This is a genomic window from Shewanella sp. P1-14-1 (assembly GCF_001401775.1).
Classification (GTDB): Bacteria; Pseudomonadota; Gammaproteobacteria; order Enterobacterales; family Shewanellaceae; genus Shewanella; species Shewanella japonica.
The window spans coordinates 1-23,345 of sequence record NZ_LKTL01000039.1 but is presented as its reverse complement, the minus strand read 5'-3'; the positions used below and the strand labels follow the sequence as shown (position 1 = coordinate 23,345).

The 23,345-nt window shown below is 42.2% G+C and carries 21 protein-coding genes and 1 riboswitch; of the genes, 15 read left to right on the top strand and 6 right to left on the bottom strand.

Annotated elements, in window-relative coordinates; translation table 11 throughout:
* Both AN944_RS19935 and AN944_RS19930 read left to right on the top strand, forming a co-directional pair.
* Positions 1–514, top strand: a 514-nt coding sequence (locus AN944_RS19935) for a M3 family metallopeptidase (protein WP_144430237.1), incomplete at its 5' end; no start/stop codon positions are given.
* A 196-nt stretch (positions 515–710) separates the two neighbouring features.
* Positions 711–1,382 carry a flagellar brake protein gene (locus AN944_RS19930; protein WP_055026401.1) on the top strand — a complete coding sequence of 224 codons (672 nt, stop codon included), beginning with the start codon at positions 711–713 and terminating at the stop codon, positions 1,380–1,382.
* Positions 1,383–1,463: 81 nt separating this feature from the next.
* Here AN944_RS19930 and ribB read toward each other — a convergent pair whose 3' ends face one another.
* Positions 1,464–2,120: a 3,4-dihydroxy-2-butanone-4-phosphate synthase gene (gene ribB, locus AN944_RS19925; protein ID WP_055026400.1), complete on the bottom strand. Its 657-nt coding sequence runs from the start codon at positions 2,118–2,120 to the stop codon at positions 1,464–1,466.
* Positions 2,121–2,213: 93 nt separating this feature from the next.
* A riboswitch (FMN riboswitch) is annotated at positions 2,214–2,389 on the bottom strand.
* Between the two features lie 239 nt (positions 2,390–2,628).
* On the opposite strand from ribB, the gene AN944_RS19915 reads away from it, so the two are divergent.
* Positions 2,629–3,183 carry a thioesterase family protein gene (locus AN944_RS19915; RefSeq protein WP_055026398.1) on the top strand — a complete coding sequence of 185 codons (555 nt, stop codon included), beginning with the start codon at positions 2,629–2,631 and terminating at the stop codon, positions 3,181–3,183.
* A 46-nt stretch (positions 3,184–3,229) separates the two neighbouring features.
* A complete protein-coding gene (locus tag AN944_RS19910; RefSeq protein WP_055026397.1) occupies positions 3,230–3,919 on the top strand; it encodes a DNA-3-methyladenine glycosylase I in 690 nt (229 codons plus the stop codon).
* Between the two features lie 7 nt (positions 3,920–3,926).
* Here the strand turns inward: AN944_RS19910 and AN944_RS19905 are convergent, their stop codons facing one another.
* Positions 3,927–4,547 carry a TetR/AcrR family transcriptional regulator gene (locus AN944_RS19905; RefSeq protein ID WP_055026396.1) on the bottom strand — a complete coding sequence of 207 codons (621 nt, stop codon included), beginning with the start codon at positions 4,545–4,547 and terminating at the stop codon, positions 3,927–3,929.
* A gap of 105 nt (positions 4,548–4,652) precedes the next feature.
* Between AN944_RS19905 and AN944_RS19900 the strand changes: the two genes are divergently transcribed.
* The 4 genes from AN944_RS19900 to AN944_RS19885 all read left to right on the top strand — a co-directional run bounded on the left by AN944_RS19900 (position 4,653) and on the right by AN944_RS19885 (position 11,176).
* Complete coding sequence (locus AN944_RS19900; protein WP_055026395.1) at positions 4,653–5,744, top strand: MBL fold metallo-hydrolase; 1,092 nt, start codon at positions 4,653–4,655, stop codon at positions 5,742–5,744.
* A gap of 378 nt (positions 5,745–6,122) precedes the next feature.
* Positions 6,123–7,268 carry an efflux RND transporter periplasmic adaptor subunit gene (locus AN944_RS19895; RefSeq protein ID WP_055026394.1) on the top strand — a complete coding sequence of 382 codons (1,146 nt, stop codon included), beginning with the start codon at positions 6,123–6,125 and terminating at the stop codon, positions 7,266–7,268.
* 9 nt (positions 7,269–7,277) lie between these two features.
* A complete protein-coding gene (locus tag AN944_RS19890; RefSeq protein WP_055026393.1) occupies positions 7,278–10,439 on the top strand; it encodes an efflux RND transporter permease subunit in 3,162 nt (1,053 codons plus the stop codon).
* A gap of 275 nt (positions 10,440–10,714) precedes the next feature.
* A complete protein-coding gene (locus tag AN944_RS19885) occupies positions 10,715–11,176 on the top strand; it encodes a TlpA disulfide reductase family protein (RefSeq protein ID WP_119968226.1) in 462 nt (153 codons plus the stop codon).
* 84 nt (positions 11,177–11,260) lie between these two features.
* Here the strand turns inward: AN944_RS19885 and AN944_RS19880 are convergent, their stop codons facing one another.
* On the bottom strand, positions 11,261–12,889 hold the full coding sequence (locus AN944_RS19880; RefSeq protein WP_055026392.1) for an AbgT family transporter: 1,629 nt from the start codon (positions 12,887–12,889) through the stop codon (positions 11,261–11,263).
* 588 nt (positions 12,890–13,477) lie between these two features.
* On the opposite strand from AN944_RS19880, the gene AN944_RS22070 reads away from it, so the two are divergent.
* The 3 genes from AN944_RS22070 to AN944_RS19865 are packed head-to-tail and all read left to right on the top strand — an operon-like array spanning position 13,478 to position 16,350.
* Positions 13,478–14,662, top strand: coding sequence for a lytic transglycosylase domain-containing protein (locus AN944_RS22070; RefSeq protein ID WP_235531029.1), 1,185 nt, complete (start codon positions 13,478–13,480; stop codon positions 14,660–14,662).
* Positions 14,663–14,670: 8 nt separating this feature from the next.
* Complete coding sequence (locus AN944_RS19870) at positions 14,671–16,050, top strand: M28 family metallopeptidase (protein ID WP_055026391.1); 1,380 nt, start codon at positions 14,671–14,673, stop codon at positions 16,048–16,050.
* 36 nt (positions 16,051–16,086) lie between these two features.
* Positions 16,087–16,350 (top strand): hypothetical protein, encoded by a 264-nt coding sequence (locus AN944_RS19865; protein WP_235531027.1) that lies wholly within the window; start codon positions 16,087–16,089, stop codon positions 16,348–16,350.
* Between the two features lie 210 nt (positions 16,351–16,560).
* On the opposite strand, the gene AN944_RS19860 is transcribed toward AN944_RS19865, so the two are convergent.
* Positions 16,561–17,403: a 23S rRNA (adenine(2030)-N(6))-methyltransferase RlmJ gene (locus tag AN944_RS19860; protein WP_055026390.1), complete on the bottom strand. Its 843-nt coding sequence runs from the start codon at positions 17,401–17,403 to the stop codon at positions 16,561–16,563.
* 150 nt (positions 17,404–17,553) lie between these two features.
* Here AN944_RS19860 and AN944_RS19855 point away from each other — a divergent pair, with 150 nt between their 5' ends.
* Positions 17,554–18,309, top strand: coding sequence for a class I SAM-dependent methyltransferase (locus AN944_RS19855; protein WP_055026389.1), 756 nt, complete (start codon positions 17,554–17,556; stop codon positions 18,307–18,309).
* 143 nt (positions 18,310–18,452) lie between these two features.
* Here the strand turns inward: AN944_RS19855 and AN944_RS19850 are convergent, their stop codons facing one another.
* On the bottom strand, positions 18,453–19,010 hold the full coding sequence (locus AN944_RS19850; protein ID WP_055026388.1) for a TMEM165/GDT1 family protein: 558 nt from the start codon (positions 19,008–19,010) through the stop codon (positions 18,453–18,455).
* Between the two features lie 413 nt (positions 19,011–19,423).
* Between AN944_RS19850 and dmeF the strand changes: the two genes are divergently transcribed.
* The 3 genes from dmeF to AN944_RS19835 all read left to right on the top strand — a co-directional run bounded on the left by dmeF (position 19,424) and on the right by AN944_RS19835 (position 22,852).
* Positions 19,424–20,407, top strand: a complete 984-nt coding sequence (gene dmeF / locus AN944_RS19845; protein ID WP_055026402.1) for a CDF family Co(II)/Ni(II) efflux transporter DmeF — start codon at positions 19,424–19,426, stop codon at positions 20,405–20,407.
* Positions 20,408–20,410: 3 nt separating this feature from the next.
* Positions 20,411–20,827 carry a MarR family winged helix-turn-helix transcriptional regulator gene (locus tag AN944_RS19840; RefSeq protein ID WP_055026387.1) on the top strand — a complete coding sequence of 139 codons (417 nt, stop codon included), beginning with the start codon at positions 20,411–20,413 and terminating at the stop codon, positions 20,825–20,827.
* A gap of 195 nt (positions 20,828–21,022) precedes the next feature.
* The gene (locus AN944_RS19835) at positions 21,023–22,852 is read left to right on the top strand and encodes a tetratricopeptide repeat-containing diguanylate cyclase (protein WP_235531025.1); all 1,830 of its coding nucleotides are present in this window, start codon (positions 21,023–21,025) and stop codon (positions 22,850–22,852) included.
* A 197-nt stretch (positions 22,853–23,049) separates the two neighbouring features.
* Here AN944_RS19835 and AN944_RS19830 read toward each other — a convergent pair.
* Positions 23,050–23,345, bottom strand: a 296-nt coding sequence (locus AN944_RS19830) for a hypothetical protein (protein ID WP_235531024.1), incomplete at its 5' end; no start/stop codon positions are given.

Sequence of the window (23,345 nt, the reverse complement as noted above, 5' to 3'; positions counted from 1 at the left end):
GCAAGAAGAGGCATTAGCTGAGATCTCGGGTCATTTTGAAACGGGTGAACCTTTGCCTAAAGCCTTATTAGACAAGATGCTAGCGGCTAAGAATTTCCAGTCAGGCATGATGATGCTTCGTCAGTTAGAGTTTTCGTTGTTTGATTTTAGAATGCATCATGAGTTTGATGCTGAGAAAGGCGCTGATATTCAAGGTATCTTAGATGAAGTTCGTAGCCAAGTTGCTGTGAATGTACCGCCTGCTTTTAACCGTTTCCAACATGGTTTTGCACACATTTTTGCTGGTGGCTATGCAGCTGGTTACTACAGCTATAAATGGGCAGAAGTGTTATCAGCAGATGCATTTTCTCGTTTCGAAGATGAAGGGATCTTTAACCCAGAAACAGGCAAAAGCTTCCTTAACAACATCCTTGAAATGGGGGGCAGTGAAGAGCCTATGACCTTATTTGTGCGCTTTATGGGGCGTGAGCCAAATACTGATGCGCTATTACGTCATTCAGGCATTAATGCGTAACCTTGTGAGAAATAAACAAGCATACTGTTATAAGTGATTGTTTAGGCACTGCAAAAATTAAATGATAAAAGGCACCTCAAGGGTGCCTTTTTTGTCTTTATGCTACTTAGGTCAATTAATTTTGCTGATGAACTTATTAATTCAGTAAAGTTACATTACTATGTTATCGATAGCATAAATTGAACGGACTCGTACTTTGACAGAGCAAGCATCTCCAGAAGAGCCAGTATTCTTCACCTTAACTCCGGGCAGAACCGTAGATTTACAAATTGATTTCCCAGTCAAATTCAGAATTAAAGCTACTTTGGTAGGCTATGAAATGGGTAAATATATCATTTTAAAACATCCTGCTCCGCAGCAAATGAACAATTATAAAGATGTGTTCGTTGAAGGTAATGGTGTGGTTGTTCGTTACTTGCTAGAAGGTCAGCAAGGCGAATGTTATGCATTTAAATCGATTATTCGCAATATCACTAAAATTCCAGAAAAGTTTATTTTTCTGTCGTATCCTAAGCAGATAGAAAATCGTCAGTTACGCACCCATCAACGTTATACCACCCATTTGCCAGCAATGATTCAAGCCAAAGGTGAAAACGACACCGCTCATGGTTCTCAGCTAAGAGGTATTATTTCTGATATTTCTATAAAAGGTTGCGGTTTCGTCTTTAAAGCTGACAACCCTAAAGTGAAAGTGAGCCAAAAAGACATCACAGTCACCATTCGTAATACCAATAACGAAGATATTTATATTTCTGCCAAGGTATGCAATAGCCGGTTTGAGCATGGCAAAGTGAATGTTGGTATTCAGTTTGAAAATGATGATGAGCAAGTCAAAACATTACTTACTCAGCTATATATTGATTTGTAATGCAGGGGTGAACTCAGATTTAGATTATAAAAAAGCGACTGATAACAGTCGCTTTTTTGTCGATATACTATTGATATAAACTTACGCCAGTTTCAACTCATATTGCTGACGATACATCACCATATCTTCAATCGTCAGTACTGGCATATTATGCTTAAGGCCGAAGGCGACTATTTCAGGGGCTTTTGCCATAGTGCCATCTTCGTTAGTGACTTCGCATAGCACACCAGCTGGTTGTAGCCCTGCCATTTGCATTAAATCTACCGTACCTTCTGTGTGACCGCGACGTGACATAACGCCGCCAGCACGTGCGCGAAGTGGGAACACATGTCCTGGGCGAGCCAAATCAGATGCTTTAGCGTCAGCTGCCGTGGCAGTTTTAACTGTTGTCACGCGGTCTTGGGCTGAAACGCCCGTGGTCACGCCTTCTTTAGCTTCAATGGATACGGTAAAAGCCGTTTGATTAGCGCTATTGTTATCCGCCACCATTGGCGGCAGTTCTAGCTTGTTGGCTTGCTCATCAGTTAAACATAAACACACAATGCCGCTGCATTCACGGATCATTAATGCCATTTGTTGACTGGTGAGGTGCTCTGCTGAATAAATAATATCGCCTTCATTTTCGCGATCTTCATCATCTAGCAATAATACGCCGTTACCTTCTCGTAAAGCAGATAAGGCTTTTTCGACACGTTCGATAGGATCGCCAAATGGCGAAAGTAATGATAGCTGATTCATGGTTAACTCCTAAAAAATACCAGAACCAGGGCTTTAAAGAGGGTTTTTACGCCAACCGAAATACACCAGCAAGCACAATGCTCACTAGCGTATTTCTATTCTCTCTCATCCGGACTATAACCGTCGGCTCTGGAATCGTAGACATTACATCTACATCACCAAATCTGCTGACCTCGACGAATCGAGCGCTCGCGGGCTTAGTTAAGTTTACATTAGGGTAAGTTAACATCACCGCCGGTGGGGAATTTCGCCCCGCCCTGAGAATTAAAATAATCTGCTTAACACCCTATGTGCTAAACAGCGCCGTCATGCTAAGCCAAAAGTTTGGATTTAAAAAGTGATAAGGCACTCAGAGTTCATAAATATTTTTATCATCAAGGTGGCTGAACTTTGGCGGAGACATTTTCGTATAAGTTGTTCTATTTAATGATTTGTTAATTTAGTGAGTGGACTTGATAGCTGGTATGACCTCTGTTAGCCTGATGCGTTCATAAGGAGTAAGCAGTATATGAATTTATATTTTCGTCTCATTTGGTTGATGTTGTGGCGTAATCGCCAAGCTAAAAAAATTGGTTTTTTAGATACCAGCCGTATTAGTTACCGTGCATTGCCGCTAGATTGCGACATCAATATGCATTTAACCAACTCTCGTTATCCTGCGTTTATGGATCTTGCTCGTACTCATATGATTGCAGAAATGGGCCTAATGCAGAAATTTCTGAAGCTGAAATGGCTGCCTATTGTGAATGCATCAGAGTTTACTTTTTTCCGTGATATCAAACCGATGGAAAAATTTGAAATCGAAACTCGCATTGTTGGATGGGATGAGAAATATTTTTATATTGAACAACGCTTTGTTACCGCAAGAGGCTTACATTGCATCATGCATGTACGTGGCGTGTTTATTTGTAAGGGTAAACAAGTTCCGATTACTGATTTAGTTGCTGCAGCGGGCTATGAAGGGCCGACACCCGCTATGCCTCCGGAGCTGGTTAAGTGGAAAGAATTTTTACAAGTTAAGAAAGACCAAAACCTTGCTCCTAAATTGAGTTTAGCTTCGTAAACGTTATTATATCCAAAGATAATAATGTATTGAGTAGGTAACCTAAGTGGCCACATTAGAGAAGTTTAGCGATATTTTTGACCGCGCAGCCGAACGTAAAGGTGGTGCTAAAGCGCTAGGCTTATTAATGCCGCAAACATTAGATGCTGATGAGATTGGGCAATTTACCGATGCCCAATTGTTATCTGCAATGAGCAAGCAAGTGTTTCAAAGTGGCTTTGTTTGGCGAGTGGTTGAGAATAAATGGCCTGCTTATGAAGAAGCCTTCTTTAACTTTGAACCTTTTAAAGTGTTAATGTTGTCTCCTGATCAAATTCAAGAGCGTGCCACAGATGCCACGCTTATTCGTCATCAAAAGAAAACCCAATCCATTGTTGATAATGCTTATATGGTGCAACAATTGGCAGCAGAGCATGGCAGCTTTGCTGAGTTTATTGCTAACTGGCCAGAAGATGACATTACTGGACTTTGGCAAGTGCTGAAGAAAAAAGGCAGTCGCTTAGGGGGGAATACTGGGCCTTATTTTTTGCGCACGGTTGGTAAAGATACCTTTTTATTGACCAACGATGTGCAATCTTATTTAAAAGCCAACAAGGTCGTTGATGCAGGATTTACCTCTCAAACTGCGCTAAGACAGGCGCAAGCTGCGTTTAACCATTGGCAACAAGAGTCTGGCTTAAGCCAAGCTCAAATCAGCCGTATCATTTCATTAGGTGTGGGTGACAATCGCGTCTAGCGACGGGCTAAGTTGATGCGTTTTGATAGCGACACAAAAACATCTTGGCGACTTCATTGGCTATTTCTTGTTGCTCATCATGGTTAAGTCTGTCAGCAAATTGCATGACTTGAGGCCAAAAACAACTTCCTTTAATCAAGCTATGTATTTGCTGTAGCGCCAATTCCTCATTAGTGACTGAAATCTTTTTGTCGGCCATGGCTGCTCTTATCCAGCGCATTGTGGCGCTTTCTTGCTTTTTAACACGTTGAAACTCTTGGTTCATGGACTCTGGTGTATAGAAAAAATGCCCAATAGCCATACGTGTCAGCTCTATGTATTCATGGCTACTGATAAAATTGATTTCTTTAAATACCACTTCCGATAACTGCTCAAGCAAAGGTGTATTGCTTTGGTATTCTGCAACATTATGTTTGAAAGAGCGGTCCCATAGATCAGCCATTAAGTTCATAACAATCGCTTCTTTCGTGGCAAAGTGATTGTAAACCGTGCGCTTAGACACGCCGGCAACTTCGGCCAGCTTGTCCATACTGGTTGCTGCAACACCAAATTCAGTGAAGGTCACTTTGGCTGCGTTGATGATGGCAGCACGTTTTTTTTGGCTCAAAGTCATTTTTTCAGTCGGCATGGTTTTTACTCGTAATGTAAATCTCGAGACATTCTACACTGGGTAGTTTACTTTTCAATCATATTTTAATAAACTGCACCGTGCAGTTTACTTTTGGGTTTTACAATGAAATATTTTTTGATTTTGGTGGGGGTATTGGTGATGGCTTTTTCAATTAAATCATTTTTTGCAGCTGATAAAACTGACGCTGTTAAATTTGAAAATACCGATATTCAATACCAATCAGGCTTCAGTGATATTTGGAATATCGCTAAAAGCTACATGACTACCAAACGTTTACACCCTGCTCCTGTGGTTGACGTACCTGTACAACCGATAACGGCAACGAGTTTAAGCTTTAGTAATGAAGATCAGCTCTTTCGTCTAGGTCATTCAACGATACTTATTCGTCTTGATGGTGACTATATCCTGTTAGACCCCGTATTCAGTCAGCGTGCTTCGCCAGTACAGTGGGCTGGGCCTAAGCGTTTTCATCAATCGCCGATCAGTATTGAGCAATTACCGCCAATTAAAGCGGTTATCATTAGTCATGATCATTATGATCACCTTGATAAATCAGCCATTACTGAACTAAGCGACAAAGTGGAGCATTTTGTCACGCCCGAAAAGGTGGGCGATTATTTAATTGAATGGGGTGTTGAGCCGAGTAAAGTCAGTCAGCTTTCTTGGTGGCAAGAGCTCACTATTGGAGAGTTAACCTTAGCGGCAACACCTGCACAGCATTTTTCAGGTCGTGGATTACGTGATCGTGATACAACGCTGTGGGCAAGTTGGGTTATTAAAGGTACTAACAGTAATCTATTTTTCAGTGGTGATGGCGGATATTTTTCAGGTTTTAAAGAAATTGGAGAACGTTATGGGCCTTTTGATATCACGATGATTGAAACTGGCGCCTATAATGAAATGTGGAGTCAGATCCACATGATGCCTGAACAAAGCCTGCAGGCGCATATTGATTTAAATGGTTCTGAATTTGAAAGCAGTGTGTTGATGCCAATTCATAATGGCACCTTTGACTTGGCGCTACATGATTGGTTTGAACCTTTAGAGTGGATTAGCGACTTAGGCAAACAGGCCAATGTGTCAGTGATTACTCCCGTTTTCGGAGAGCCTGTTAATGTCGCCTCACCGCAAAAAACACAGGCTTGGTGGCGTGAGATGCTATCGAATGATGAATGGATTTTACAATCTCAATAATTTTTTGCTAAGAGATAGAAAAATATCTGGTTTCACCTACAATAAACCAAATAAAATACTATTTCATATGCATTTTTTTTAACGTTATGTTGTATATTGGAGTTTTTTTAACTCATTCAGTTGTAACGTTATAGTAACATTCAAGGCTGTTTAATTTTTGTTAGCACAGCCTTGTTAACAAGCTTGAAACAAAGCCGCAAAACTTATTATTTGTTTACAATTTATAATATTTTAAGTGGTTGTTGAGTTCACATGGGTATGCGATAACAGTGCCCATAAAGTTTAGTCAATTTAAAACGTTAGGATTATCGCTATTTAGCAATCGTTACGTAATGAAGCGTAAGGTTACTGATGATGTCATTAGGAGTAAGAACAGTCATGCATAAAGCACTGAAAATAGCCTCAGTTATCACTGCGGCTTTATGGATTACAGCATGTGGTCAAGCCCAAAAGGCTCAGGCCCCGCAAGAAGCACCACCCGTTCCAGTTGGCGTGTTGAGTGTGACTGAGCAATCTCAAGCTATTCATGTTGAGTTACCTGGTCGTAGTCGTGCATTTTTGGAAGCTGAAGTGCGTCCACAGGTCTCTGGCATTATCACGAACCGTGGTTTTGTTGAAGGTAAGGACGTTGAAGCTGGCCAATCACTATATCAAATCGATTCAGCAACATATAAAGCGGCGCTGATTAGCGCAGAAGCTGATTTAGCAAGTGCAAATGCGTCTTTAGCATCGGCTAAAGCGACAGCTGATCGTTATGCTGCATTGGTACAAACCAATGCGATTAGTAAACAAGATTTTGATGAAGCAGATGCGGCTTATAAAGAAGCGATTGCCAATGTAACGGTAGCTAAAGCGGCAATTAACACAGCAAACATTAACCTTGAATACACTGAAGTTAAAGCACCAATTTCAGGTCGTATTGGTAAATCAAGTGTAACTCCAGGCGCTTTGGTAACAGCTAACCAGTCTGACACCTTAGCTAAAATTCAGCAGCTTGATCCAATCAATGTTGATATTGCTCAATCAAGCGCGCAATTACTGCGTTTAAAGGCCAAGTTGAAAGCTGGCAAGCTACAGCAAAGCGAGAATGCTGAAGTGAAGTTGATTCTTGAAGATGGGTCGACTTATGAGCAAACAGGTACATTGCAATTCGCCGAAGTGAGTGTGGATGAAGCAACAGGCTCTGTGACACTACGAGCTGAGTTCCCGAATCCAGATGGCGTGTTATTACCTGGTATGTATGTACGTGCAATTCTTAATGCCGGGCAAGATCCAAAAGCGATTTTAGTGCCTCAAAAAGCGCTGACACGAAACACCAAAGGTCAAGCTGTGGCTATGGTAGTTGGTGCAGAAAACAAAGTAGAGACACGCATTGTGACTACTGCCGAGGTGATTAATCACCAATGGCGTGTGACTGACGGATTACAAGCGGGTGATAAACTGATTGTTGATGGCTTGCAAAAAATCCGTCCTGGCGCAGTCGTGACACCACAAGTTTTATCTGCCACTCCAGCAACTAAATAGGGTAACGTTATGGCTCGTTTCTTTATCGATCGCCCTATTTTTGCTTGGGTGATCTCAATCTTAATTATGTTGGCAGGGGTCTTAGCGATTAAAGATCTACCTGTCGCACAGTACCCGACGATTGCGCCGCCAACCGTTGAGATTACTGCGTTTTACCCTGGTGCTTCAGCAAAAACCATGGAAGACACGGTAACTCAGGTTATTGAGCAGCGTATGACAGGTATTGACCACTTACGCTATATTTCGTCTAGCAGTGACAGTTTTGGTAATGCGACTATTACCCTAACTTTCAATGCTGAAGCCGATCCAGATATTGCTCAGGTTCAGGTACAAAACAAGTTGCAAGCAGCAATGACTTTGTTACCACAAGAAGTACAGTCGCAAGGGGTTAACGTTGTTAAGTCTAGTGCTGGCTTCTTAATGGTTGCAGCGTTCGTATCTGAAGATGACTCGCTACAAAAGACCGATATTGCCGATTATGTTGCTGCTAACATTCAAGACCCGTTAAGTCGTGTTGCTGGTGTTGGTGAAATTCAGCTTTTCGGTGCGCAATATGCGATGCGAATCTGGCTTGACCCGTTAAAACTAACGCAATACAACTTAACTAGTATTGATGTTATGGCGGCAATTCAAGAGCAGAATGCGCAAATTTCTGCTGGTCAACTAGGTGGTGCGCCATCAATTGCTGGTCAAGAATTGAATGCGACAGTGACGGCGCAAAGTCGTTTGCAAACGCCTGAACAATTCCGTGAGATTATCCTTAAATCTGATTCTTCAGGTGCTAACGTTTATTTGAATGATGTGGCTCGTGTTGAGCTAGGCTCTGAAAGTTATTCGGTGGAGTCTTTCTTCAATGGTAAACCTGCTGCAGGTATCGGTATTCAATTAGCAACAGGTGCTAACGCACTTGAAACTGCTGATAACGTGCGTGAAAAATTAGCTGAATTACAAGCTTACTTTCCTGATAGCTTAGAAATTTACTACCCGTACGACACCACTCCATTTGTTGAAAAATCAATTGAAGGCGTGGTTCATACGCTGATTGAAGCGGTTGTTTTAGTGTTCTTGATTATGTATCTGTTCCTACAGAACTTCAGAGCAACACTTATCCCAACAATTGCGGTTCCAGTTGTACTGTTAGGTACGTTCGCAATTCTATCTGCTACTGGTTTCTCGATTAACACCTTAACCATGTTCGCAATGGTACTAGCCATCGGTCTACTGGTGGATGACGCCATTGTCGTGGTGGAAAACGTTGAAAGGGTGATGTCCGAAGAGGGGCTTAGTCCGCTCGAAGCGACTCGTAAGTCGATGGATCAAATTACCGGCGCCTTGATTGGTATTGGTTTAACCCTATCTGCTGTATTCGTTCCAATGGCATTTATGTCAGGTTCTACGGGTGTGATTTATCGTCAGTTCTCAATCACGATTGTGTCTGCAATGGCATTATCTGTATTAGTTGCGATGATCTTAACTCCAGCACTTTGTGCGACCATGCTTAAGCCTATTCCAAAAGGCCATACTCACATTAATACCGGTTTCTTTGGTTGGTTTAACCGAAGCTTTGACAAGCTAACATCGCGTTATGAAGCGAGTGTTGCGGCTATCTTGAAGCGCACAGTTCGTATGATGGGGGTTTATCTTGTATTGGTGATTGCAACGGCATGGATTTTCATGCGTATGCCAACCGCATTCTTGCCTGATGAAGACCAAGGTATCTTATTTACTCAAACTATTTTGCCGACTAACTCAACACAAGAAAGCACCATTAAAGTGCTGGAAGAAGTGAGTGACTATTACCTTAATGAAGAAGGTGACACGGTTAAATCTGTATTCAGTGTTGCGGGCTTCAGTTTCGCAGGTTCTGGTCAGAATATGGGTATTTCATTCGTTGGTCTAGAAGATTGGGCTGACCGTACTGAACCTGGCCAAGATGTTCAATCATTGTCAAATCGTGCAATGGGTCGCTTCATGCAAATTAAAGAAGCCTTCATATTTGCATTTGTACCGCCAGCGGTAATTGAGCTAGGTACCTCGAATGGTTTCGATATGTACCTGCAAGATCGTAGTGGTATGGGCCATGAAGCCTTGATTGATGCTCGTAATCAGTTGTTAGGTATGGCTGCACAAAACCCTAACCTAGTTGGTGTTCGTCCTAATGGACAAGAAGATGCACCAATGTACGAGATTCATGTTGACCAAGCTAAAATTCGTGCTTTAGGTGTTGATATTGATAACGTCAACAGCGTACTGGCTACCGCTTATGGTGGGTCATATGTGAATGACTTTATTGACCGTGGTCGTGTGAAGAAAGTATATGTTCAGGGTGAAGCTGAATACCGTATGCAACCAAGCGACTTAGACACGTGGTATGTACGAAATGCTGAAGGTGAAATGGTACCATTCTCTGCCTTTACAACAGGTACATGGGAATTTGGTTCACCACAGCTACAACGCTTTAATGGCTTACCTGCAATCAATATCCAAGGTGCGACAATGCCTGGCTATAGTACAGGTGATGCAATGCTAGATTTCGAAGAAATGGTGAAGCAATTACCACCAGGATTCGGTATCGAATGGAACGGTTTATCATACGAAGAAAGATTATCAGGTAACCAAGCGCCAGCGCTCTATGCCTTATCTATCTTAGTTGTATTCTTAGTACTTGCAGCGCTATATGAAAGTTGGTCTGTACCATTTGCGGTTATTCTAGTCGTACCGTTAGGTGTGATTGGTGCACTGCTTGCGATGAATGGCCGTGGTTTACCTAATGACGTATTCTTCCAAGTGGGTCTATTGACGACGGTGGGGCTTGCGACCAAGAATGCGATCTTAATTGTAGAATTCGCTAAAGAATTCTACGAAAAAGGTGCTGGCTTGATTGAAGCAACACTGCATGCGGTGCGTGTACGTTTACGTCCAATCCTAATGACTTCGTTAGCGTTTGGTTTAGGTGTTGTGCCACTTGCTATCAGTACCGGCGTAGGTTCAGGTAGTAAGAATGCACTGGGTACAGGTGTACTTGGTGGCATGATGAGCTCAACCTTTATTGGTATCTTCTTAATTCCACTATTCTTCGTTGTGGTAGAGAAAATATTCAGTAAGAAAGAGCGCAAAGGTTACAAGCCGCCAGAAGCGGAAGCACAAACTGAAACATTAGATAAGAGTTAATAAACCCTCTTAACTGGTTCATACTAAAAGCCTGCATCAAGCAGGCTTTTTTATGTCCGAACATAAAATATAGCGATACATTGAGCCGCATTGATCTTTAGCATGAGCTATAAACGTAGTTATTAACAGCGAGTCGTTAACTGATAGAAGTGGCCAATACGGGCAATTGATGCAAGTCGTCATTTTTATGAGGGTTAACTGAATAGACATCGGCATATAGGGACAGTAAAGATATGACAAACACACAGCCTGTTAAGTTAATGGTCTTTGGTTTTATGCTGATAGCTGCAATAACAGTATCGAATCAAGTTAACGCCGCGCCGTCGTTAACACACATGGTGCAAAACGAACTGGGTGAGCAAGTCAGTTTGAATGAGTTTGAAGGTAAAGTTGTTTATGTGGATTTTTGGTCTTCATGGTGCGGACCTTGCCGTAAGTCGTTTCCGTGGATGAATCAAATGCATGCTAAATATCAACAGCAAGGGTTAGCTGTAGTGGCAATTAATTTAGATGTTGAATTGTCGTTAGCACAGCAGTTTTTACAAGACTTTCCTGCTGAGTTTGCCGTTCGTTACGATCCAGATAGTGAGGTCGCAAGGCTATTTGCACTTAAAGGTATGCCAAGCAGTTTTATCTTCAATCGCCAAGGTGAGTTAGTGCAGCAGCATACAGGGTTTAACTTGGATAAACTCGAGCAATATGAACAAGAATTGGTTGAGCTTTTACAACCTAAGTAGCTTATAAAGCGATGAGCGAACATAAAAAAAACCAGTAACACGAAATATGTTACTGGTTTTTATTTGTCAGCTTAACCTATGTCATTACGGCGTGTAGTAAGTCGCTGCACCTGGGCCTACCGGGAAGCCAAGTACGAACACCCAAAGGAAGAAGAACAAGGTCCAACCGATAAAGAACACGATTGAGTATGGCAACATGGTTGCGATGAGTGTGCCGATACCTAAATCCTTCTTATAACGACTCGCTACTGCAAGGATAAGCCCGAAGTAACTCATCATTGGGGTAATCAAGTTAGTGACTGAGTCGCCGATTCGGTATGCCGCTTGAATGGTTTCTGGTGCGTAACCTACCAACATCAGCATAGGAACAAAAATCGGCGCTGTCACAGCCCATTGGGCAGAAGCACTACCTAGCATTAAGTTAATCACGCCACACAGCATAATAAACAACACAAACACTAAAGGCCCTGTTAAGCCGATACTGCTTAGTGCATCCGCGCCTGTCACGGCAAGCACAGCGCCTAAGTTCGTCCACTTAAAGAAAGCAACAAACTGCGAGGCGAAGAACACAAGAACAATATACATGCCCATGGTGCTCATACTGTGTGACATTGCATTAATCACGTCAGTATCTTTCTTCATTGTGCCGACGACTTTACCGTACACTAGGCCTGGTATTGCAAAACCAATAAAGATGAAAGCGACAATCCCTTTTAAGAAAGGTGAACCAGCAACTAAGCCAGTTTCAGGGTTACGTAAAGCCCCCCAGTCAGGCAAGATAGTGAGCGCTAATAATGCTGAGAAAACCAATACAGAAAGTCCCGCCATTTTTAACGCATATTTTTCAGTTTGAGTGACTTTATCCATCTGCTGTTCAGATAGATCATCTGCAGCCTCAGAGACATCGTATTTGCCTAACTTAGGCTCAACGATTTTTTCAGTCACGATGGCGCCTAGCCCAGTGATTAAGAAAGTCGAGACAAACATGAAGTACCAGTTCACTTCAGGGCCGACGATATAGTCAGGATCAATCATTTGCGCAGCAGCTTCAGTAATCCCTGATAGTAAAGGATCAACCGTGCCTAATAATAAGTTAGCGCTGTAACCGCCTGATACCCCAGCAAAGGCTGCTGCTAAACCAGCTAAAGGGTGACGCCCAAGCGAATGAAATATCATGGCTGCCATTGGAATTAGTACCACATATCCCAACTCTGAGGCCGTGTTAGACACGATACCGGCAAACACAATGGTTAAAGTGACAAGGCGTTTTGATGCCCCCATGACCAATAAACGCATTGCTGCAGAAAGTAGACCTGAACGTTCGGCAATACCCACACCCAGTAGTGCGACTAACACTGTGCCTAATGGGGTAAATCCGGTGAAGTTGGTTACCAAGTTTGAGACGATCATTCTCAAACCTTCAGCATTCATTAGGCTGACAACGTGAATGAGTCCGTCTTCACTTCGGCCTGAACTGCCTATTGGCCTAGGGTCTGCAACGGTGAGTTCGAAGTAACCTGCTATGCCACTGAGTGCGATTACCGCTAAACAGAACATGGCAAATAAGGTGATTGGATGCGGTAATAAATTACCTAAACGTTCAACAATATTAAGAAATTTTACGAAAGCCCCACTTGAAGCGAGATCTTGTGGCGTGTTGCTTGGTGGCGCCCCGTTGTTAGGCGGCGTGGTATTTGATGGAGTAACGGACATGATCTTCCCTTTAGCTTGGCTTATTTATTATGAGTTTGAGATTTTGCCAACTTACAGACTAGCTGATAAATTTTAAATTAAGCTTAAATTAACGATGAAACAGTTGATAAATAATACTTAACAACAGTTATTCAATCAACGCAACGTAATGACAACTCATTTTAATTGAAATTGGTATTTAAACCATGATTTTTTTGTAAGAGGGTATAAAAAACATCCACTGCTGTTTTGAGTTAGCTTTATGTTTTTAAATAATAAAAAAAACAAACGATATTTTTTGTTCATGATTTTATTGCTTAATCAGTATTTCGTCGTAGCTATTTGTAAAGCATTCATTTTGTAAGGTTTTAACCCTTATTTTTGTCAGGTTTTAGCCAAGGTTGTGAAAAAATGACTAATAAAAAAACACCTTCATTGTATTACTAAGATGAACTTTGTACTGAAATATGGCTATTATGGGGAAGTGATAGCAGTAAGCCTTACGCTTTAGTGGGGCGATTCGATATTAAAAAGTGGCAAGAAATTTACTGCTTAAACAAACTAAAATAATGTGATTTATTAGATAATTATAAGAAAATGAATAAAATTGTGTGTGTAATTTACAAGGCTGTTGTGACATATGCCATTGCTGCGTTGTGTGGTAGTGCACTGGCTGATCCTAACAGTGCATATCTTCCAGAACCTAAGGCTGTGATAAAAGCCAAAGTGTCAATGCAAGCTAACGATGCCAATGATGAAGTCATTACATTAAAACCGCAAAAAACGCTTTCGCCTTCAGTTGTGGATAACACAGATATTGTTGCTGATATCCAAGATCAAGCTATCGTCAAAACCAAAGCACAAAAACAATTACAACCATCCCTAGCTCAACATAAGCCGACTCGGGTGTCAGTGCCTCAAGTTGCATTAAGCAATCAAGATAAACCTAAGTCACGACAAGTTTTGTTAGCGCCCATTGTGGTGCTGCCAGCAGAAGATGATAATCAAGATGTTGAAAGCCGCTTACACTTAAAACCTAAAAAGCAGCAAGTGCTCCATCCTGCTGTTGTGGCACTGCCTGATGAATCACCTAAACCTATGCTAGTGCTGCAACCTAAAGTTATCACCCAACCAGCGGTGGTCGTTGCTCCATCTTCGTCCAGTAAATCTGTGAGCAAGCCTAAGTGGGTTAAGCCATCAAAAACCGCTTCTTTTTCCGATCAAAGCCTCAATACCGGTAATAAACCCAAACGTAAAATCTACCAATATGAGCAGGGTGGGATTACGACGTTCTCAAATATTGTGCCTGACTCAGCGGACTTTGAAGTCTTACTTTACGACTGTTTTGCTTGCCAAGTGAACTCACAAGTTGATTGGCATCGTATTCCCTTATTCGCTTCTAAACACAGCGACTTTGTCAGCGATGCTGCCGAGCAGTTTGACTTGGATCCTGCTTTGATACGGGCAGTGATCCATGCGGAATCTGCATTTAATGCCAAAGCGCGCTCAAAAGTGGGGGCGATAGGGTTAATGCAATTGATGCCAGCAACGGCAAAAGAGTTAGGTGTCAGTGATGCCTATGATATTAAACAAAATATTTGGGGAGGCAGTCAGTATTTAGCGTATTTACTTAAACGCTTCGATAACGATATTGATTTAGCCTGTGCTGCCTATAATGCTGGACCAACAACAGTGACGAAATACCAAGGAATACCGCCTTATCCTGAAACCCAAGCCTATGTAGAGCGAGTCAAAATACTCTTAAAACGTTACCGCACTGCACTGCAAAGTTAGAGGAAACTATGAAAAAAACATTACAATTAACCCCTATGGCCGCTGCATTGTCTGGGCTCATATCATTATTCAGTATAGGCGCGAGCGCTACGCCAGCGCCTTCGCAAGAAGACTCACGTTTATATGATATTGCTGAGGCGCCGCAGGCAAGCAGATTGCATGACGATGTCGCTAAGCTAGTCAGCTTCGGTACTCGACATACTTTATCTGAAACCGAATCTGATACTCGTGGGATTGGTGCGGCAAGGCGTTGGATTAAATCTGAGTTTGAGCGAATTTCTGCAGACTGTGGCGGTTGTCTTGAAGTCGTTATGGTAGGGGAAACCGTATCTGGAAAACGGATTCCCGAACCGACCGAAGTGGTCAATGTATTTGCCATTCAACGTGGCAAAACTGACCCTAATCGAGTCGTCATGATGAGTGGCGATATTGATTCGAGGGTAACCGATCCGATGAACTCTACCTCAGACTCTCCTGGGGCAAATGATAATGCTTCAGGCGTTGCTGGTGCATTAGAAGCAGCTCGAGTGTTATCAAAGTATCAGTTTAACGGCACCATTGTTTATGCAGCACTGTCTGGTGAAGAGCAAGGTCTATATGGCGGTGATGTGTTAATCAATTATGCCAATAAGCATGACTGGCAAATTCAGGCTGTTTTGAATAACGACATGATTGGTAATATTGCTGGTATTAACGGGGTGATAAACAATTCAACGGTAAGGGTTTTTTCGGAAGGCGTCAGAATTGCTGAAACGAAAGAAGAAGCCAAAGAGCGTTATTTTAGCGGCGGAGAGAATGATTCTGCGTCGCGCAATTTAGCTCGAAATATTAAAGCCCTGGTTGATCAATACATGACAAATTTAGATGTTATGTTGGTATACCGTCTTGACCGCTTTGGTCGCGGTGGACACCATTTACCTTTTAATAAAGCAGGCTTACCCGCTGTACGTGTAATGGAAACTAACGAACATTATGATCGCCAACATCAAGATTTACGCACCGAAAATGGCATTGAATACGGTGATGTGATTGAAGGTGTCGACTTTGATTTTAATGCCAAACTGACCGGATTGAATGCCATTAGTCTAGCCTCTATGGCATGGGCGCCAGCGCCGCCAACAAAGGTGAGTATTAAGGGGCAAGTCTCGGCGAATACGACCCTAAGCTGGGCAAGTGCGGATGATGATACCATTGCGGGATACCGTGTTTTTTGGCGCCTTACCACAGAGCCTGAATGGACTCATAGTCGCTATGTGGGAGACGTTAATGAATTTTTGTTAAAAAACATGGTCATAGATAACTACCTATACGGTGTTGCAGCTGTGGGTAAAAATGGTAATAGCAGTCCAGTCGTGTTTCCGGGGGCTGCAGGTGCCTATTTTGATTAGTGTGACATGAGCTTGTTAATGTAAATGGAGAGATAGATGCGGAAAAGGATGCTGTTTGTATGTCTACTAATGCCAATGATGGTGATGACAGGATGTTCGTCTCGTTCTGCTTCAAATGCTGGTTGTGACTTTGTCACTGGAGCATACGGGAATGCTAAAGACAGAGAGGAGAGGGAATCGCGCTCTCACCGTGTGTCTTCTAGTGATAACAACAAACAAGATGCGGCTGTCGGTCTTTTTAGTGCCATGTTTGGTGCACTGGGCCGCGCATTGAATAATGATGAATCCAGTTGTATTTAGTGCTGGTATGTAGCTTTTGTAAGTCGTTCTTTATATAGCCGCTTTTTATATAGCTGCTTAGTTTAAACTGGCTCGAAGTATTAAAGCCCATGTACTTTCTTTTACCACAAAGAGCGACATGGGCTTTTATATGAAGGCACATCAATTCACTAAATGACCTGACCTAAATGATTGTTTGCAGGCCCTGTTAATCTAGATTGTTTTAGTGCTCTATTCTGGTACTTCTAGCTTAATCACAGTCTTACCGCCGCTTTGCCCTATGCATCGCTCTAAGTAATCCAAGGTTTCTTTTGCTGCAATATCTAACTGCCAAGGCGGATTAATAATCCATAATCCAGCAGCAGTCATACCAAAAGCATCGCTGTCAGGGGTAATGGATTGCTCAATTCGCAATTGATTTTTAATGCCACTATCAGCCAATATTTTTAACATGGCCTCTGTTTGCGCTCTATCCACAACAGGATACCAAAGCATGTAAACCCCAGTGGCAAAACGTTTGTGAGCCTTAATGATTGCATTGGCGACATCTTGATAGTCTGTTTTGATTTCATAACTTGGATCAATTAGCGCAACACCACGACGTTCAAGTGGCGGTACAGCAGCTATTAAGCCTTTAAGACCATCACCTTTTACAACTCGAATATGGCGGTCATTGGCAAATTGTTCATCAAGGGAAGCGAAGTCAGTACCGTGTAGCTCATGTAATACCATGCGGTCTTTTTCGCGCATATTCATGTCAACAAATGCTGGTGAGCCTGGGTAAAAAGCCAGTTCTTCTTCACCTTGATTAAAATGTTTTACATCATCAACATATTGCTGCAAAGGCTCAGGTAAGTCGTCTTTGCCCCACAGTTTGGCGACACCGTCTAAATACTCGCCCGTTTTTTTTGAAAACTCATCGGTAAGAGCATAGCCGCCAGCACCCGCATGGCTATCAATGTAAGCCATAGGCTTATGTTTTTTGTGCATAAGTTTAAGTACTTGCAGCAACATAGTGTGCTTGAGTACATCAGCATAATTGCCAGCATGGTAACCGTGACGGTAACTTAACATGAGAATGTCCGAATATGAGTAAGCAGTAAAACTGCAAGATGGACACATTATAGGGGCTAAGTCATAGCAGGTATAGGTATTCACTGTTGCAGGCTTTTGGCATAATAGGCTTGAGTCTCATAAATACTGGAAATACTTTTGCACATACCAATGTTTTTTAATCAGCAATATCCGTCACTGGTCGATATTAGTGAACGTTGGGGATTGGAGTGGGATAAAGCAGCGCTATTTGAACTGCGCTTTGAACACAACACCTTAAGTTTGCATAAACGTGATGAGCCAAAGCTAGATGGTATTAGTGTAGATTTTGTTTCTGGTGCCGTCGCACACCGTCGTAAATTTGGTGGTGGCCGTGGGCAAACGATTGCTAAAGCTGTGGGCTTAAAGCAAGGGATTAGTCCCACAGTGGTCGATGGTACGGCGGGCTTAGGTCGTGATGCATTTGTATTAGCCAGTTTGGGCTGTAAAGTGATTATGGTAGAGCGTCACCCCGTAGTGGCTGCGTTACTTGAAGATGGTTTACGCCGAGCGTATGAAGATGCTGAAATTGGTGAATGGATGCAACAACGGATGAGCTTATTTCATGGGTCAAGTATTGAAGCTCTGGCCGATGCTGCGGCGGCATCGGGTGAAGAAATTGATGTAGTTTACCTTGACCCTATGTACCCTCATCGTGAAAAATCAGCATTGGTTAAAAAAGAGATGCGTGTGTTTCAAACCCTTGTTGGCGCAGACTTAGATGCTGATGCTCTATTAACACCTGCGCAAGCGTTGGCGACAAAAAGAGTTGTGGTTAAACGCCCTGATTATGCGGAAGACCTTGATGGAGTGAAACCCAGTATGGTGCTCGCGCAGAAGAAAAATCGCTTTGATGTTTACGTCAAAGCGGCGATGAAGGCAGGGTAACGTGCTTTCTAGCTTGCTCGATGCATTGCCTATTCACCGCTCAAGATTGACTTAATATCACAGCCTCTCTTTGTCAGTGATGGCATTGACTATCACTGATGTTAAGACTTACCCCTTATTCAGGCTACTAGCCGCCCAGCACATTATGTAATAACGATTGCCGACACAGCGAGTATGACAAATAACCCAGCGGTGATTTGGCGTATCAGTTTTAACGGCAGCTTGTCTGCTGACAGTTTACCAATGATCACCACTGGCACATTGGCAAGTAACATACCTATGGTAGTGCCTAGCACCACCATCAATAATGCATCGGCATATTGAGCGCCTAATATTGATGTCGCTATTTGTGTTTTATCACCTATTTCAGCAATAAAAAAAGCAATAAAGCTGGCTACGAATGGCCCTCTATTTGACACTTTCTCATCATCATCGAGCTTATCTGGCACTAAAATCCATCCAGCCATAGCAATAAAACTGGCAAAAAGAACCCATTTAAGCATTATTGGAGTGATGATATCGGCAATGATGACACCTAAATAGGCAGCCAAGGCATGATTTGCAATAGTGGCTAAAAATATCGCTGCAATTATAGGGATAGGTTTACGGTACCGACTGGCAAGCAGTAATGATAATAGCTGAGTCTTATCACCAATTTCGGCTAATGCGACTGTGGTAATTGATATGGCAAGTACGCTCAAGAGGCTCTCTTTTTAGAGGTGGGGAAAATTAACAACCAAGACAACACTCGCTCCCCACCTCGGGTTGCGATTGTTGTCTATGGTCTCACTCAGCTCTGTGGTGACAAAGCCTTGAACGCCATGATGATTTTGCATCAATTATGTTGACGAACAAACCAACTTATTTAAAGATTGTTTAAATGAGTGGCAAGTTACTCCCCAAAGACAGCGGCATTGTAAAGATTGTCAGCGTTCTTTTCAAGTTAGCGTTTGCTAAATAACGGCCGAAGTCGCGCCATTATTGGCTTTATCCACTCGGTAGCTTTCTTCGTTATGTTATCTATGTCATTGGTTTAAAAGGATGGTGTTGAAATAGTTTGATAATCAAGTTAAATTCTAAAGAATACTTTGATTGTCAAACTATAGGTGCCAGCGTGCGATTTACTACAGAACATCAACATGACTTTTGTGCCCAACAAAGTTCCGGTGAAAAGAGAACCCTCTACGTATTGATATTGACTGTGACGGCGATGGTGGTTGAGATCATTGCTGGCACAGTATACGGCTCTATGGCTTTGTTAGCTGACGGTTGGCATATGGGCACCCATGCCGCCGCTTTTTGCATTACATTGTTTGCTTACCGTTATGCTAGGAAACATGCCAATTCTGATAAGTTTTCATTTGGGGCTGGTAAGGTGAGTGTTTTAGGCGGGTACACCAGTGCGATTGTACTTGGTGTGGTGGCACTATTAATGATGGTGGAATCAATTAATCGTTTATTTAACCCACATGATATTCATTTTAATGAAGCTATTATGGTGGCTTTTATTGGTTTAGCGGTTAATGTGGCAAGTATTTTTTTGTTAGGTGATCATCACCATCATGATCATTCGCACGGCCATTCTCATGCCCATGACCACACATCACATTCTCATTCCCATGAGCACCATCATGAACAGCATGCACACGGTCATCATCACGCATCGGATGAAAAACACCATGACCATAATCTACGGGCGGCTTACATGCATGTGTTAGCAGATGCATTAACCTCTGTTTTAGCGATAGTGGCGCTGGTGTTCGGTAAGTTTTATGGGTGGCATTGGCTTGATGCCGTGATGGGGATGGTGGGTGCAATTGTGATTACTAAATGGACGCTAGGATTAATGAAGCAAACCAGTCCTGTGTTATTAGATGAGAGTATTGATGCTGAATATAAACAGCAAATTGAACAGGCATTAGCCCCTTATGCTGATGTCAAAGACATGCATGTTTGGAAGGTCAGTGGTCATCATTATTCGGCGGCGATAACATTAGTTGCTAAACAAACCACTTATTCTTTGCATGAATATAAGACCTTATTAAATCAGTTTGATAAAATCCATCACCTGACACTTGAAGTACACCCTATGAGATAAGCGATGCCAAATACTGAACTGCTAAATCAAACCATTACTGAATTTTATGACAAGATGTCCTCTTGGGAGCAATCGGTTGTAAAAGAGACTGGCTACAGTTTAGCTCAGACTCACACTATAGAAGTGTTGGGAAACTTTGGCGCGTTAAGAATGAATGCATTAGCGCAAAAACTGGGGATCACCACAGGTACGTTAACTGTACAAGTCGATAAATTAGTGAAGCTTGGCCTGATGGTACGTTGTGCTGATCCTAAAGATGGTCGAGCCACATTATTGAACTTAACCGAGGAGGGCCTGGCAATTCATCGCCAGCACCATCAGCTACATGTCGAGTTAATGCAAGATTTAACCTTAGAGATGTCTCCGTCAGAGGCTGAAACCTTGATATCTGCTATGCAAAAAATGAATAAATTATTTTAAAAACTGTTAACTAGGCACTTCGTTATTAATGTAACTAAAGGTAACATTATCCCCATACAATCAATGCTTTAATATAGACGTATTATCATGTTACCCTGCTGGCAAGCATAATACGAAAGGATGATAAAATTGGGGCGGTATATGGATGTATTGTTATCAAGAGGGTGGATCTTCTGTTTATGCGGATGCCTTCTGATGTTCACTACTGAAGGATTAGCAAACCCCACACTTAATCAGTTAGAAACTGATGTTTATGCCGTTACTCCCGCCGAAGCAATTAACTTGCTGGATCAGTTTGATCTGAATAATCATGATTTTACACCTCAAGAGCAGGCCAAAGTGTACTTCCTGTATGGACAAATACACGAAAAGCTACGCCAGCTCGACCTCGCCATCAGTAGTTATGATAAAGGTATTGCCCTAGTAAAATACCTCCCGATCAGTGAGGTGTTAATCGACAGCCATTTAGAGCGTTCATTTGCTTGGTATCTTAAAGCGAATGACCCCGCAAGCTATTGTCCTGATAGACACCAAGCACTCGAATATGCCCGTAACTATGACAATGCAGAATTATTAGCTAAGGCGATGACACAAACTGCCTTTTGCTTTATTGAACCAGACAATGTCTATAAGGGCATAGACTTATTAGATGAAGCATTGCTGATTGTGGATAGAAGTGACAATTTGAATGTCAATCGTAAGGCAATGATATATAACGCCACAGGCAGCTTATATCGTCGTGTAGGCTTACACCAACGCGGCTACGAAAACTTTCAAAAAGCGTATGAAACTTGGAAAACCATTAACGATATTGAAGATATGTTCAATATGCAGCACAACATGGTGAGCCAAGCGATTAAGCTAGGTGACTGGGATAAAGCCGAACACAATATTCAGCAGCAATTTGAACTTGCCCGTCAGGCCACAAAGCCAAATGATCTGTTATTTTTCTCCCATCTTAATGCTGGCAGAGTGGCGCTAAGAACCTTTGATTTTAATCAAGCGGTATTGCATCTCGAAAAAGCTATATCGTTAAAAGACACCACTAAAGAGCAGTATTTTGTCACAAGTGGTTATTTGTATCTGGCGATTGCGTATGTTCGTAGTGGTAACCTACCTCGCGCTGCGGAAATGGCACAGATATTTAGGCAAAATAAAAACTTCCCAGCCAACATGAAAGCCATGTTTTTAAAAGCGGATGCGATTATCGCCCTTGCTGCAGGCGAGTCGAATAAAGCTGCTAACCTGTTTTTGGAAGTTATTGATGTTGAAAGGGAAGATAATCAAAGCATTATCGATAATAAGGTACTGACAACGTCACTTGATCATAATATAAAACTGGCGAGTTTTGAGAATGAATTATTAGCCAATCGCTTAGCCATTAATGAACTCAACTGGGCCGCAGTTGCTGATAAAGAACGCATTAGCGATCTAAAGCTAACCTTATTTCTGGTCTTGGCCATTGTATTGTTTAGTGTGATTTTAGTGTTATTGCATTCTCGAAAGACGTTGAAAAAACGTGCTCAAACCGATTATCTCACCGGATTATCAAACAGAGGCTATACCTTCCGAAAAGGCCAGCGCATTATAGAAAGAGCCATCAAAAAACAGCGCCCAGCCTCAGTGATAATTTTTGATATTGATAACTTTAAAGCAATTAATGATCGCTATGGGCATCATATTGGTGATTTAGCGATTAAAGCGGCAGCCAAACGTGCAAGCAGTTGGCTCAAAAAACAAGACTTAGTCGGGCGTATTGGTGGAGAGGAGTTTTTGATTGTATTAGACAACACCACGCTGGACGAAGCCTTTACCATCTCAGATAGGTTGAGAAACGGTATTGCGGCTCAATCATTTCACTTTGATGGGATTGAAGTGGAGTTTACGATTAGTTTAGGCGTCGCGACATTGAGTGCTGGTCAGCCATCAAATTTATCCGATCTTACCAAGCAAGCAGATGATGCATTATACCAAGCGAAGTTTTCTGGTAAAAATAAAGTCTACCTTGCTCCCCAATGTGCTTAAAGCTCAGTTAACGAGGCGAGCGTATATCCAACAGTGCAAAGAAATAGATAAAAAAAAGCAAGCAACGAAACCCTTGGAGTGGATGCAATGTTTAGTTGAGTTAAACATTCTCGTTGCCTGCCAATGTCTTTCGACGTCAGAATGATAAGTGAAAGGTCGCAAAGGCCAAACTCGCATTTGTAGGATCAGATCCTCACCTACATATCATCCATACGATTAACAGCTTGAGCTAATTGTCGATGGCGTTGATTAAGCGAATCAGTGATGTTCTGTAATTGAATCAGCAAATCTTGATTGGGGATTACGTTGGTCGTGACATTAAGCCAAACGATGATGTTTTCATGAAGTGTATCGACGTGCTCCATCAACTCATGGGTTTTGACATTAGAGGCAACATGAATATCTTTTGTTGCACTAATAATGCTTTTCTCGATATCTTCATCTATCCATGTGTTAAGCAGTGACTCTGGCATTCTCAATTTTATATCGCGTA

What these genes read in the sequence shown, in the direction of transcription:
- ribB (WP_055026400.1), bottom strand. Translation starts at nt 2,120, where the DNA reads ATGAATCAGCTATCATTACTTTCGCCATTTGGCGATCCTATCGAACGT.
- AN944_RS19915 (WP_055026398.1), top strand. Translation starts at nt 2,629, where the DNA reads ATGAATTTATATTTTCGTCTCATTTGGTTGATGTTGTGGCGTAATCGC.
- AN944_RS19905 (WP_055026396.1), bottom strand. Translation starts at nt 4,547, where the DNA reads ATGCCGACTGAAAAAATGACTTTGAGCCAAAAAAAACGTGCTGCCATC.
- AN944_RS19900 (WP_055026395.1), top strand. Translation starts at nt 4,653, where the DNA reads ATGAAATATTTTTTGATTTTGGTGGGGGTATTGGTGATGGCTTTTTCA.
- AN944_RS19895 (WP_055026394.1), top strand. Translation starts at nt 6,123, where the DNA reads ATGCATAAAGCACTGAAAATAGCCTCAGTTATCACTGCGGCTTTATGG.
- AN944_RS19890 (WP_055026393.1), top strand. Translation starts at nt 7,278, where the DNA reads ATGGCTCGTTTCTTTATCGATCGCCCTATTTTTGCTTGGGTGATCTCA.
- AN944_RS19885 (WP_119968226.1), top strand. Translation starts at nt 10,715, where the DNA reads ATGCTGATAGCTGCAATAACAGTATCGAATCAAGTTAACGCCGCGCCG.
- AN944_RS19880 (WP_055026392.1), bottom strand. Translation starts at nt 12,889, where the DNA reads ATGTCCGTTACTCCATCAAATACCACGCCGCCTAACAACGGGGCGCCA.
- AN944_RS19870 (WP_055026391.1), top strand. Translation starts at nt 14,671, where the DNA reads ATGAAAAAAACATTACAATTAACCCCTATGGCCGCTGCATTGTCTGGG.
- AN944_RS19865 (WP_235531027.1), top strand. Translation starts at nt 16,087, where the DNA reads ATGCGGAAAAGGATGCTGTTTGTATGTCTACTAATGCCAATGATGGTG.
- AN944_RS19860 (WP_055026390.1), bottom strand. Translation starts at nt 17,403, where the DNA reads ATGTTAAGTTACCGTCACGGTTACCATGCTGGCAATTATGCTGATGTA.
- AN944_RS19855 (WP_055026389.1), top strand. Translation starts at nt 17,554, where the DNA reads ATGTTTTTTAATCAGCAATATCCGTCACTGGTCGATATTAGTGAACGT.
- AN944_RS19840 (WP_055026387.1), top strand. Translation starts at nt 20,411, where the DNA reads ATGCCAAATACTGAACTGCTAAATCAAACCATTACTGAATTTTATGAC.
- AN944_RS19835 (WP_235531025.1), top strand. Translation starts at nt 21,023, where the DNA reads ATGTTCACTACTGAAGGATTAGCAAACCCCACACTTAATCAGTTAGAA.